The 11,766-nt window shown below is 68.9% G+C and carries 9 protein-coding genes; 4 read left to right on the top strand and 5 right to left on the bottom strand.

Annotated elements, in window-relative coordinates:
* Nucleotides 1-35: 35 nt before the first annotated feature.
* The 4 genes from QSK25_RS35845 to QSK25_RS35860 form a co-directional block, all read right to left on the bottom strand.
* Nucleotides 36-1,100, bottom strand: a complete 1,065-nt coding sequence (locus tag QSK25_RS35845; RefSeq protein WP_285645035.1) for a serine hydrolase domain-containing protein — start codon at nucleotides 1,098-1,100, stop codon at nucleotides 36-38.
* Nucleotides 1,101-1,102: 2 nt separating this feature from the next.
* The gene (locus tag QSK25_RS35850; protein ID WP_285645037.1) at nucleotides 1,103-2,194 is read right to left on the bottom strand and encodes a serine hydrolase domain-containing protein; all 1,092 of its coding nucleotides are present in this window, start codon (nucleotides 2,192-2,194) and stop codon (nucleotides 1,103-1,105) included.
* A gap of 82 nt (nucleotides 2,195-2,276) precedes the next feature.
* The gene (locus QSK25_RS35855; RefSeq protein ID WP_285645038.1) at nucleotides 2,277-3,359 is read right to left on the bottom strand and encodes a serine hydrolase domain-containing protein; all 1,083 of its coding nucleotides are present in this window, start codon (nucleotides 3,357-3,359) and stop codon (nucleotides 2,277-2,279) included.
* A gap of 13 nt (nucleotides 3,360-3,372) precedes the next feature.
* Entirely contained in the window at nucleotides 3,373-4,647 is a 1,275-nt protein-coding gene (locus QSK25_RS35860; RefSeq protein ID WP_285645040.1) for a M14 family zinc carboxypeptidase, read from the bottom strand.
* Between the two features lie 373 nt (nucleotides 4,648-5,020).
* Between QSK25_RS35860 and QSK25_RS35865 the strand changes: the two genes are divergently transcribed.
* Nucleotides 5,021-5,785: an alpha/beta fold hydrolase gene (locus tag QSK25_RS35865; protein ID WP_285645041.1), complete on the top strand. Its 765-nt coding sequence runs from the start codon at nucleotides 5,021-5,023 to the stop codon at nucleotides 5,783-5,785.
* On the opposite strand, the gene recD2 is transcribed toward QSK25_RS35865, so the two are convergent.
* On the bottom strand, nucleotides 5,767-7,950 hold the full coding sequence (recD2, locus tag QSK25_RS35870) for an SF1B family DNA helicase RecD2 (protein WP_285645043.1): 2,184 nt from the start codon (nucleotides 7,948-7,950) through the stop codon (nucleotides 5,767-5,769). The two genes, QSK25_RS35865 and recD2, sit on opposite strands and share 19 nt — an antisense overlap.
* An 84-nt stretch (nucleotides 7,951-8,034) precedes the next feature.
* Here recD2 and QSK25_RS35875 point away from each other — a divergent pair, with 84 nt between their 5' ends.
* The 3 genes from QSK25_RS35875 (at nucleotide 8,035) to QSK25_RS35885 (ending at nucleotide 11,762) form a co-directional block, all read left to right on the top strand.
* On the top strand, nucleotides 8,035-8,721 hold the full coding sequence (locus QSK25_RS35875; RefSeq protein ID WP_285645044.1) for a response regulator transcription factor: 687 nt from the start codon (nucleotides 8,035-8,037) through the stop codon (nucleotides 8,719-8,721).
* A 23-nt stretch (nucleotides 8,722-8,744) separates the two neighbouring features.
* A complete protein-coding gene (locus tag QSK25_RS35880; RefSeq protein ID WP_285645087.1) occupies nucleotides 8,745-9,716 on the top strand; it encodes a HAMP domain-containing sensor histidine kinase in 972 nt (323 codons plus the stop codon).
* 84 nt (nucleotides 9,717-9,800) lie between these two features.
* Nucleotides 9,801-11,762 (top strand): DUF4153 domain-containing protein, encoded by a 1,962-nt coding sequence (locus QSK25_RS35885; RefSeq protein WP_285645046.1) that lies wholly within the window; start codon nucleotides 9,801-9,803, stop codon nucleotides 11,760-11,762.
* Nucleotides 11,763-11,766 lie beyond the last annotated feature (4 nt).

Consider the following 11,766-nt stretch of genomic DNA (forward strand, 5'->3'; position numbering starts at 1 on the left):
GTCAACCCAGCTCCCCTTTTGTTTCGCCTGGAACCTCAGCAGAAGTGCTGGTTCATCAGCTTGCGGTAGGCGTCACCGGGTTCGGCGTTGCTGCCGTTGTCGGTGACGGACAGCTCGAAGCGCTTGCCGTTCGGCGTGCCGAGCATCAGGGACGCGAACCCGTGGATCGTGCCGTCGTGGCCGTAGATCGTGGTGCCGCACTCCAGCCGCACCACCGAGAGGCCCAGGCCGTAGCCGGGGCTGACGGCCGTGGTGCGCGTCAGTTCCCTTTGCTGGGCGGGTTTCAGCAGTTTGCCGGCGAGCAGCGCGGCCAGGAACGTGTCGAGGTCGCGGGTCGTCGAGATCATCTCCCCCGCCGCACCTCCCCACGACGGGTTGAGGCGCGTGACGTCGATGACGTTGCCTTCGGCGTCCGGGTAGTAGCCGTGGGCGTGCCTTCCCGGAACGTCCACAGTGGTGCGTGGCAGCACGGTGTCCCTCAGCCGCAACGGTTTCACGATCCGCTGCTCGACGGCGTGCTGGTACGGCCTCCCGGTCACCTTCTCGATGAGCATGCCCAACACGACGTAGCCGGTGTTGGAGTAGCTCTGCCCGGTGCCCGGTTCGAAGAGCAACGGGCGGCTGGTGGCGATGTCCACCAGTTCCTGTTCGGTCCACGACTTGAAGCGGATCGTGTGGAACCCGGCGGGGTCGAGCGGCAGGGCTTCGGTGTGGTCGTAGAGGCCGCTGGTGTGCTGCAGCAGCTGGCGGACGGTGATGCGGGCGTCGACCAGGCCGGGCAGGTGGCGGACCACCGGCGCGTCCAGGTCGAGCCTCCCCTCGCCTGCCAGCTGGAGCACCACGGTGGACACGAACGGCTTGGTGACGCTGCCGATGCGGAAGGTTCCGTTGTGCGGCACGGGACTGCGCGAACCCCGTTCGGCGAAGCCGGACCGGAGCGTGTCGCGGCCGTCGATGCGGACCTGGATGCCCAGTGCGCCACCGGACTTCGCCAGTTCGTCGATGGTCCGCTGGACGTCCCGGTGCTCGGGTGGTGCCGCCGCGGCGGTGCCGGCGGTGGCCAGCAACGCCGCGGCGGTGAGTGCGGCTACCAGTTTCATGGTCAGCAGAAGACCTCGGTGAGGATCCGGTTGAAGGCCTCGCCGGGGTTGCCCTGCGTCGGGCCGCCGGTGGCGTTGAGCTCGAAGCGCTGCTTGGTGTCCGGCGAGGTCAGCAGCTGCGACGAGTAGCCGGGGATGCCGCCGCCGTGACCCCACACCTTCGCACCGCACGGCAGGGTCTCGACCTGGAGGCCGAGGCCGTACCCGGGGCTCACGGCCGTGGTCTTGCTGATCTCCTTCTGCTGCGCGGGTTTCAACAGCTTGCCGTCGGCCAGCGCGTCGATGAACGTGTCGAGGTCGCGGGTCGTGGAGATCATCTCGCCGGCCGCCCAGGCGACCGACGGGTTCATCTTGGTGATCTCGGAAGGCTGCCCTGCCACCACCCAGTACGCCCGCGCGTGCGGGCCGCTGATGGCGGCCTTGTCGCCGGGCACCTCGGTGTCCTTCAGCCGCAACGGCTTCAGGATGCGCTGCTCCACCGCCCTCTCGTAGGGCTTGCCGGTGATCTTCTCGACGAGCAGTCCGGCGACGACGTAGTTGGTGTTGGAGTAGTTCCACCGGGTGCCGGGGTCGAAGTCCAGCGGCTTGCTCGTGGCCAGCGCGAGGAGCTCGGCGGGTTCCCAGTGCTTGTAGCGGATCTGCTCGAACTCGTCCGGGTTGAGCGGCAGCGCCTGCGTGTAGTTGTAGAGGCCGCTGGTGTGTTGCAGGACCTGGCGGACGGTGATGCGCTCGTCGATCAGGCCAGGAAGGTAGCGGACCACCGGTGCGTCCAGGTCGACCTCGCCCTCCCCCACGAGTTGGAGCACCACGGTCGCGACGAACGTCTTGGTGATGCTGCCGACGCGGAACCGGCCGTCCGCCGGAACGGGCCGGGAGCCGTTCAGCTCCGCCTTGCCGGACACCGCGGTGAACCGCTGCCGTCCGTCCGTGACCCTCGCCTGCACGCCCAGCGCGGCGCCGCTCTGCGTGACCTGGTCCAAGGCCTGCTGGATCACCGCGCGGTCGACGCTCGACGTGTCCGCCGAGGCGACGCCCGCCGTGGTGAGAGCCAGCAGGCTCGTTGCCGTGATCGTTGCTGTCAGTCGAATCCCCATGCGACCCAGCTAATCGAGGTGCGGTGTCCGCCCGCATCCACCTCGAGTCGCACAGGAGTCCCAGGGATGTCCCCTGCTCCGTTCAGCAGAAGATCTCGTTGATCAGCTTGGCGAACGCCGGGGTGGGATCCGCGGTGCCGGTGCCCAGGGTGATCGAGAGCTCCACCCGGCGCCGCAGGTCCGGCGTCGAGTAGGCGTAGCTCGCGAAGCCCGGGACGCCGCCGGTGTGGCCGATGATCGTGGTGCCGCACGGCGCCTTGTCCACGAAGATGCCGAGGCCGTAGTCGGTGCTCACGGCCGTGGTCCTGGTGAGTTCGGTCTGCTCGGCGGGCTCGAGCAGCTCGCCGGTGAGCAGGGCGCCGTAGAACGTGTCGAGGTCGCGGGTGGTCGTGATGACGTCACCGGCGCCCTTGAAGACGGACGGGTTCCAGCGCGTGGTGTCGACCGTCCTGCCGTCCACCACGCCGTACGAGCGGGCGTGCGGGCCGCGGATCTCCACGTCGTCGCCGGGGAACCTGGTCTCGGTGAGGCGCAACGGCTTCAGCACCCGCTGCTCGACGGCCCGCTCGTAGGACCGGCCGGTGACCTTCTCGATCAGCATGCTGAGCACGACGTAGTTGGTGTTGGAGTAGTTCCACCTCGTGCCGGGCTCGAAGTCGAGCGGCCGGGCCGTGGAGATCGCGACGAGCTCCTCCGGCGTCCAGCTCCGGTACCGGATCGCCTCGAAGCCCTGCGGGTCGAACTTCAGCGCGTTCGTGTAGTTGAACAGGCCGGCGGTCATCTGGAGCAACTGGCGGACGGTGATCCGCCGGTCCACCAGACCCGGCAGGTAGCGGTCGACGGGCGCGTCCAGCTCGACCTCCCCCTCACCGGCGAGCTGGAGCACGACGGTCGAGGTGAAGGTCTTGGTGATGCTGCCCGCGCGGAAGCGGCCGTTCAACGGCACCGGGCGCGGGCGGTCGATCTCGGCGCTGCCGGACCGCGCGCTGAAGCGGGTCCGGCCGTCCGTCAGGCGTGCCTGGGTGCCGGTGGCGAACCCCAGGGCGACGAGCTCGTCCAGCCCCTCCTGGACGATCTTGCGGTCCACCTGCTGCGGCTCGGCGACCGCGGTCCCCGTGAAGAGCAGGCAGAGAGCGGCTGTGGTGGCCAGCAAACGTTTCCCCATGCCACCCCAACGATCAGTACGGGCGTTTTGCTGCATTCATGGCCGAAACGAGCATGCGACGCACTTTCGGCCAATGCACGTCCGCCTGGCACGAGTACGGCGGCAGGAAGCCACCGCACTTCCCGGAGCTCGCGCCGATCTCCCAGACGAAGCTGGGCACACCGAGGTCGTCGTACACCCAGTCGTCGGTGGCGCCGGAGGCGTTGTAGAGCACCTCGCCGGGCTGGCCCGCCGTGAACCCGGACAGCGCGGCCATGTCGTTCGCCATCTTGCGCAGCGCGGCGTCGTTGCCGGTCTTCTGAGTGCTCCAGCCCCACGGGAAGAGCACGTAGTCGCCGTAGCTGTGCATGGAGATCACGGCGCCGGTGGTGTCCGCCGAGGCCGCCGCCGTGTCACCGGGCGCGCGGGTGTCGCGGTAGAGCTTGCGCCACAACGACTCCAGCGCCTGGACCTCCACCTCGCTGTCGGCACGCGGGCCGCGGTAGGTCTCGGCGCACTTGTTCGTGGACGACCCGACCTCGCCCCAGTGCGAGCCCGCGTTGCGGTTCAGGTCGACGCCGCGCGAGGACGTGCAGGTGCCGTTGGCGTTCTTGCGGTGCAGGACGGGCGAGTCGCCACCGGACTCGACGATCTCGACGCCGTCCGGGTTGGCGATCGGGACGACCCAGACCTCGACGTCGTCGAGCATCGCGGTGAGTTCGCTGCCGACCAGGTCGTCGATGAAGCGGTACGCCATGTCGCCGGTGGTGATCTCACGGGCGTGCAGCTGGCCCATCACGAACAACCGCGGCTTGGGCGCGGTCGGCGTCAACGCGCAGTCACCCGGGCCTTTGCGGGTGAGGCAGAGGGCTTTCAGGTCGTAGCCGCCGCTGCCCTTCGTCTTGCGCCACGAGTCGCCGTAGTCGACGACGGTCGCGAGTTCGGGATGTGCTTGAGCCACTTCGTTCAGATGGACGAACTGCGCGGTGATGGTCCGATATCCGCCGTAATAGGTCGTGTCGGCCGATGACCGCGGCGCCCATTGAGACGGGGGCATCACCGTCTCGACAGCCGCCCGGAACCCGTCTGCGGCGAGTTCGTCCGCCGTCCGCTCGTCACCGACGACGAACAGGTCGTCGCCGTCACGTTGCTCCACCACGTCGTAACCGAGGCGCAACAACCTTTGGGCAGAATCACCCATTGGAGCAGGCACGCGCAGCACGTATGTCGCTTGTGGACCGTCCGCCGGGGCCGGGCCGGGAGTGAGGAGCAGGGCTGAGCAGGCGAGCAGGGCGACGGCGATCCGCATGATCAACGAGGATGGCGCGTCCGGCCGGACATCGCCACTCCGTTCGACCGACCGGATGATTACCGTCCGGTGCTTGGGATCGGGAAACCGGCCACTTGGCGCGCTGTGACGAAAATCAATAGGATTTCTCCCAGCACCGCAGCGGTTATTGTGCTGGTGAGGCCGAAACCGACTCGACGGACAGCGAGGTCCCGCGCACGAAACCACCTTGGGAAGAATTGAGGAGACCAGGCCATGGATCATCTCTACAACGACGGTGTCACCGAGGCCGCTCACTTCCACTTCCCCTGGCGCGGATCCCTCGCGGACGACGACGAAGGCTTGGAGCCGACCATCGTCCGCAGCATGGACTGACAAAACTCGGGGGTTCCCCATGACCGGCCTGTCCACCGTCGTCAAGGGCAGTGGCCCGGCTCTCCTGCTCGTGCACGGCGCGGGTGGCAGCGTCCAGGCCAACTACGGACCGATCCTCGGAACCCTGACCCAGCACTTCACCGTCGTCGCACCGGACCTGCCGGGCTCCGGCGGGTCCCCGAAGGCGTCGGGAGCGCTCGACCTGGAGACGCTCGCCGACGAGGTCGTCGACGCCGCGGTCGAGGCCGGGCACGAGTCGTTCTTCGTGTCCGGCTACTCGATGGGCTGCGCGGTCGCCGTCGCGGTGGCGCTCCGGCACCCCGAGCGGGTGCGCGGGCTCGTGCTGAGCACGCCGTTCGCCAAGGTCGACGCGGCGACCAGGACCCGGATCGACCGGTGGAAGGCGCTGCTCGACGGCCCGCGGCCGGCCCTGGCGCGGTACATCCTCTCGCTGATGTGCAGCAAGCAGTACCTGGCCCGGCTCTCGCCCGCGCAGGCCGAGGGGTTCGCCGAACTGATCGGCGCGTCCGTGCCGACGGGGTCGTCCGCGCACATCGACCTGATCCTGAAGATCGACCTGTCGGAGGTGCTGCCGCAGGTCACGCAGCCGACGCTGGTGATCGGCGCGGCCGGCGACCAGCTGCTGTCGCCCGAGCTGGGCAAGGAGGTCTCCGACCTGATCCCCGGCTCGAAGTACGCCGACCTGCCGTGCGGTCACGCCATCGCGCTGGAGTCCGCGATGCCGTGGGCCCGGTTGATCACCGACTACCTGACGTCCGTGTAGTTCTGCGCAGTGCGGAGGCGGTGGGCCAGCGCTGTGTGGCGACGGCCCGCCCCGACCGTGCGGACGGCCTGGCCGATGGCTCGTTTGCTGCCCACCAGCACCACGAGCTTCTTCGCGCGCGTGACGGCCGTGTAGAGCAGGTTGCGCTGCAGCATCATCCACGCGCTGGTCGTGATCGGGATGACCACGCACGGGTACTCGCTGCCCTGCGAGCGGTGGATGGTCATGGCGTAGGCGTGGCTGAGTTCGTCGAGCTCCGAGAACTCGTAGTCGACCTCTTCGTCCTCGTCGGTGCGGATGGTGAGCTTCTGCTCGACGGTGTCGAGCGCGATGACCACGCCGAGGGTGCCGTTGAAGACGCCGTTCGCACCCTTGTCGTAGTTGTTGCGGATCTGGGTGACCTTGTCCCCCAGCTTGAACACCCGGCCGCCGAAGCGCTTCTCCGGCAGGTTCTCCCTGGACGGCGTCAGCGCTTCCTGGAGCACGGTGTTGAGCGTGCCCGCTCCGGCCGGTCCGCGGTGCATCGGGGCCAGGACCTGGATGTCCTTGCGCGGGTCGAGGCCGAACTTGCGCGGGATGCGGTTCGCCACGACGTCGACGGTCGTGCTCGCCGCCTCCTCGGCCTCGTCGGTGCTGAAGAGGAAGAAGTCGGGCATGCCCTGGACGATCGGGTAGTCGCCGCTGTTGATGCGGTGGGCGTTCGTGACGACGCCGGACTCCTGGGCCTGCCGGAAGATGTGGGTGAGGCGGACGTTCGGGATCGGGCTGCCCTGGGCGAGCACGTCCCTGAGCACCTCACCCGCGCCCACCGACGGCAGCTGGTCGACGTCGCCGACGAGCAGCAGGTGGGCGCCGGGCGGGACGGCCTTGACGAGCTTGTTGGCCAGCAGCAGGTCCAGCATCGAGGCCTCGTCGACGACCACGAGGTCGGCGTCGAGCGGGTGGTCCCTGTCGTAGGCCGCGTCGCCGCCGGGCCTGAGTTCGAGCAGGCGGTGGACGGTGCGTGCCTCGTGGCCGGTCAGTTCGGTGAGGCGCTTCGCGGCCCGGCCGGTGGGCGCGGCGAGCACGATCTTCGCCCGTTTCGCCAGGGCGAGCCGGACGATCGAGCGGACCGTGAAGCTCTTGCCGCAGCCGGGGCCGCCGGTCAGCACGGCCACCTTCTTGGTCAGGGCGAGCTGGACGGCTTCCTTCTGGTGCTGTTCGAGTTCGGTGCCGAGCCAGGCGAGTGCCTTGTCCCAGTCGACGCTCTGGAAGCTCGGCATCCGGTCGGCGTCGGTGTGCAGCAGCCGCTTGAGCTGCGCGGCCATCGAGATCTCCGCGCGGTGGAACGGGACGAGGTAGATCGCGATCTCGTCGTCCGGGAGCTCCTCCCTGACCACGCCCTCCTCGTCGACGAGTTCCGCGAGGCAGTCGATGACCAGGCCGGTGTCGACCTGGAGGATCTTGATGGCGTCCGCGATGAGGGCCTGTTCGGGCAGGTAGCAGTTGCCGTCGCCGGTGGCCTCGGACAGCGTGAACTGCAGGCCCGCCTTGACCCGTTGCGGACTGTCGTGCGGGATGCCGACGGCCTTCGCGATGACGTCCGCGGTCTTGAAGCCGATGCCCCAGACGTCCGCGGCCAGCCGGTAGGGCTCGTTCTTGACCACGTCGATCGACTTGTCCGCGTACTGCTTGTAGACGCGGACGGCGAGGCTCGTGGAGACGCCCACGCCCTGGAGGAAGACCATGACCTCCTTGATGGCCTTCTGCTCCTCCCAGGCGTCGGCGATGAGCTTGGTGCGCTTCGGGCCGAGCTTGGGGACCTCGATGAGCCGGTGCGGTTCGTTCTCGATGACGTCGAGCGCCTGCACGCCGAAGTGGGTGACGATCTTGTCCGCGAGCACCGGGCCGATGCCCTTGATCAGGCCGGAGCCGAGGTAGCGGCGGATGCCCTGGATGGTGGCGGGCAGGATCGTCGTGTAGTCGTCGACGTGGAACTGCTTGCCGTACTGCGGATGCGAACCCCAGGTGCCGCGCATGCGGATCGACTCGCCGGGCTGCGCGCCGAGCAGCGCGCCCACGACCGTGACCAGGTCTCCCCGGCCCGTGTCGACCTTGGCGACGGTGTAGCCGTTGTCCTCGTTGGCGTAGGTGATCCTCTCCAGGACCGCTTCGAGGACGTTCATGGTGCGAACCTACCCCGGTCTTCTGCACACGATCTTCACAACTTGTCCCGGCGTCCTCCACGACATGGACATAAAGTCGCCGGCATGACAGGTCAGCGCCGGGTGCTCGTCGTCGAGGACGACATCACGATCGCCGAGTCCGTGGCCGCGCGGCTGCGGGCGGAGGGCTTCGAGGTGGCGGTCGCGCACGACGGTCCGACCGGGGTGGCCTCGGCTTTTTCGTTCCTGCCCGACCTGGTGGTGCTCGACGTGATGCTGCCGGGGTTCGACGGGCTGGAGGTGTGCCGGCGGATCCAGGCGTCGCGGTCGGTGCCGGTGCTGATGCTGACGGCCCGCGGGGACGAGACCGACCTGCTGGTCGGGCTCGCCGTCGGGGCGGACGACTACCTGACGAAGCCGTTCTCGATGCGGGAGCTCGCGGCGCGGGTGCACGTCTTGCTGCGCCGGGTGTCTCGTGCGGTGTCGTCGCGTTCGCTGGAGTTGGGTGATCTGCTGATCGACCTGGCTTCGCGGCGGGTGTCCCGGGCGGGCGTCGAGGCTCATCTGACGCCCACCGAGTACGACCTGCTTGTCTTTCTGGCCGAGCGTCCTTCTGCCGTGCAGGCTCGTGAGCGGTTGCTGGCGGAGGCTTGCGGATGGCACGAGGGGGCGTCGTCGCGGACGGTCGACTCGCACGTGAAGGCGTTGCGGCGCAAGCTCGGCGCGGACCTGATCCGGACCGTGCACGGGGTGGGGTACGCGCTGGAGGTGCCTCGGCAGGTGCCGTCGTGAGGCGGTTGCTCGAGCTGCTGGACATGCTGCCGCGTCCACTGGACTCGGTGCGGTCGATCAAGCTCAAGCTCGGCATCGTGATCGTGGTGTCCGGGTGTGTCTCGTTCGCCTACTTCCGGTACGTGACGGGGTGGTTGCCGGCGCAGACGACGCTGATGGCGTTGATCCTGGGCCTGCTGACCTCGCAGCTGCTGGCGCACGGCATGACCTCGCCGTTGCGGGAGATGACGTCCGCCGCTCGTTCGATGGCTTCCGGGGACTACTCGCGCACGGTGCGGTCGACCTCGTCGGACGAGGTCGGGCAGCTGGCGGAGGCGTTCACGGTCATGGCCGCCGACCTGGCCGCGGCCGACCAGCAACGGCGTGAGCTGATCGCGAACGTGTCGCACGAACTGCGGACGCCGATCTCGGCGTTGCAGGCGGTGCTGGAGAACGTGGTGGACGGGGTGGCCGTCGCTGACGCGGCGACCATGCGGACGGCGCTCGCCCAGACCGAACGGCTCGGGCGGCTGGTGACCGAGTTGCTCGACCTGTCGAAGATCGATGCCGGCGTGCTGTCCCTGAACCGGGAAACGCTGTCGGTGTCGTCCCTGGTCGCCGATGTCGTGGCGGAGGCGTCGGTTTCTGCTCCGTCGGCTTCGTTTTCGATCGACGTGTCCGGCTCGCTGACCGTTTTCGCTGATGGGGAGCGGTTGCACCAGGTTCTCGTGAACCTGGTGGACAACGCGGCCCGCCACGGACCCACCGGGGGGTTGGTGTCCGTGGCGGGGTACGCGTCCGCTGCCGGAGTGGTGCTGGAGGTGCGCGACGAAGGGCCAGGGATCGCCCCGGCCGACCGGTCGCGGATCTTCGAGAGGTTCACCCGCGGGGAGAGGGCGGGCGGTGGCGGGACCGGGCTCGGACTCGCCATCGCCCGGTGGGTGGTGGACCTGCACGGCGGCGTGATCGCCGTCGTGGACCCCGGATCGTGCATCCGGGTGACTTTGCCTCGTTGAGCTTGGCCTGGTGAGCGTGCCCGGTCTTGGGTGACCGCGGTGCGGCGATGACGCATGCCCTCGTTGGGGCTTTGGGAGAGAGACATGAGTGACTCGACGGGCTCGACGCCCTCTGAGAAGGGCTCGGGGCGGCCGAAGTACCGCAACTTCCGGAAGGTCGGGTACCGGCCGACGGCCGGGGGCGGGGAGCCGGCGGGATCTGGGGGCTCGCCGGACCCCGTGGAGGAGACCGGGGCGGGCTCGCGCAGGGGTACCCCTGAATCGGAGTCCCCCGCGACCCAACCTACTCAGGAGGTCCGACAAGATCCGTCGGACGCGAAGGGCACCGAGGCCGCGCCGCCCGCGAAGAGCGCCGAGACCACGCCACCTGCCGAAGACGCCAAGGCCACGCCGCCCGCCAAGAGCGCCGAGACCACGGCCGACGCGAAGGCTGCCAAGGTCACGCCGCCCGCCAAGGACGCCGGGGTCGCGGAACCCACGCCCGCGGCGGCTCCCACCCCTCCGCTGCACCCAGCCGAGGTCGTCACCGCCACCCTGCCCCCGGCCTCGCCCTGGCAGGCACCGCCCCGCTACCCCGCGGCAGCCGCCGTCCAGGCCCCCGGCCTGCCGTTCATGCCCTGGTGGCGCCCACCCACCACGGGTGCGCCGACGAAGGCGCTGGTGGCAGGTCTGGTCGCGGGCCTCGCCGGAGCGTTCCTGGCCGTGCCCAACAACGGCGTCGGCTGGTTCCTCGCCGGGCTGGTCGGCATCGGCGGCGTGCTGTTCTACGCCGGCAGGCCGACCGTCGAGCGGGCGTTGTGGCTGGCTGCCGCGCTCGCGTTCCTCGCGATGGGCTTTCTGCGGGCGGCCGAGTGGGTGTTCCCGCTGAGCTTGATGGCCTCGATGGTGTGCGGGTCGATCGCGATGGCCGGGGGCAGGACGGTCAAGGGGCTCGTGTTCGGGGCGGTCGGTGTCGGGCTGGGGGCGCTGCGGTCGATTCCCTGGGTGGCCAAGGGGTTCCAGCGCCGCGGGCCGGTGGGGATCCGGCCGTTCATCTCCGTCGGGGTGGCGCTGGTGCTGCTCGTGGTGTTCGGGTCGTTGCTGGCGGGGGCCGACAAGGGGTTCAACGACTTCCTCGAAGGGCTGATCCCGGACCTCGACATCGGCGTGTACGTGCAGATGACGTTCTACGGGGTCGTTGCGGCGTTCGGGGCGTTGGGCGCCTGTTACCTGGTGGCGGCGCCGGCGGAGATCGGGGAGGACGAGGAGCAGAAGCCCGGGTCGTTGCGGCTCAAGGACTACGGGTTGCCGGTCGGGGTGCTGGTGGTGCTGTTCGCCGGGTTCGTGGGGACGCAGCTCGCCGTGTTGTTCGGGGGCGAGGCCTACGTCATGAAGACGGCCGGGGTGACGTTCGCCGAGTACGCGCGGTCCGGGTTCTGGCAGCTGCTGTGGGTCACCGTTCTCACGCTTGGCGTAATCGCCGGTGTCGCGCGGTTCGCGGCGAAGCAAACGCGGCGGGAACAGTTGTGGCTCAAGGGTCTGCTCGGGGCGTTGGCGGTGCTCACGCTCGTGATCGTGGCGAGTGCGTTGAGCCGCATGTGGTTCTACCAGCAGGCGTACGGGTGGACGGTGCTGCGGTTGCTCGTGGCGTCGTGCGAGGTGTGGCTGGCCGTGGTGTACCTGATGGTGATCGCGGGCGGGATCTCGTTGCGCGCCAAGTGGTTGCCCAAGGCAGTGGTGGCGACCGGCGTGGCGTTCTTCCTCGCCGTGGTGGCGATGAACCCCGAACGGGTGGTTGCCGATTACAACGTGTCGCGGTTCGAGGCGACGCAGAAGATCGACACGTACTACCTGTCGCAACTGTCGGAGGACGCGGTGCCGGCACTGGTCCGCCTGCCGGCACAGGAACGCTCGTGTGCCTTGCAGTACATCAAGAACCGGAAGACGGCCGTCGTCGAGAAGGACTGGCGGGAGTGGAACCTCGCGCGGCACCAGGCGGAGAAGTCACTCGAAAGTGTTGCGGTGACTGAGGTCACCTGTGAGGACGCGTACTCCGGCGAGAGGTAATGGT

The organism is Lentzea sp. NBRC 102530 (assembly GCF_030269365.1).
Lineage (GTDB): Bacteria > Actinomycetota > Actinomycetes > Mycobacteriales > Pseudonocardiaceae > Lentzea.

What these genes read in the sequence shown, in the direction of transcription:
- QSK25_RS35875 (WP_285645044.1), top strand. Translation starts at nt 8,035, where the DNA reads ATGACAGGTCAGCGCCGGGTGCTCGTCGTCGAGGACGACATCACGATC.
- QSK25_RS35855 (WP_285645038.1), bottom strand. Translation starts at nt 3,359, where the DNA reads ATGGGGAAACGTTTGCTGGCCACCACAGCCGCTCTCTGCCTGCTCTTC.
- QSK25_RS35850 (WP_285645037.1), bottom strand. Translation starts at nt 2,194, where the DNA reads ATGGGGATTCGACTGACAGCAACGATCACGGCAACGAGCCTGCTGGCT.
- QSK25_RS35860 (WP_285645040.1), bottom strand. Translation starts at nt 4,647, where the DNA reads ATGCGGATCGCCGTCGCCCTGCTCGCCTGCTCAGCCCTGCTCCTCACT.
- QSK25_RS35865 (WP_285645041.1), top strand. Translation starts at nt 5,021, where the DNA reads ATGACCGGCCTGTCCACCGTCGTCAAGGGCAGTGGCCCGGCTCTCCTG.
- recD2 (WP_285645043.1), bottom strand. Translation starts at nt 7,950, where the DNA reads ATGAACGTCCTCGAAGCGGTCCTGGAGAGGATCACCTACGCCAACGAG.
- QSK25_RS35885 (WP_285645046.1), top strand. Translation starts at nt 9,801, where the DNA reads ATGAGTGACTCGACGGGCTCGACGCCCTCTGAGAAGGGCTCGGGGCGG.
- QSK25_RS35845 (WP_285645035.1), bottom strand. Translation starts at nt 1,100, where the DNA reads ATGAAACTGGTAGCCGCACTCACCGCCGCGGCGTTGCTGGCCACCGCC.
- QSK25_RS35880 (WP_285645087.1), top strand. Translation starts at nt 8,745, where the DNA reads ATGCTGCCGCGTCCACTGGACTCGGTGCGGTCGATCAAGCTCAAGCTC.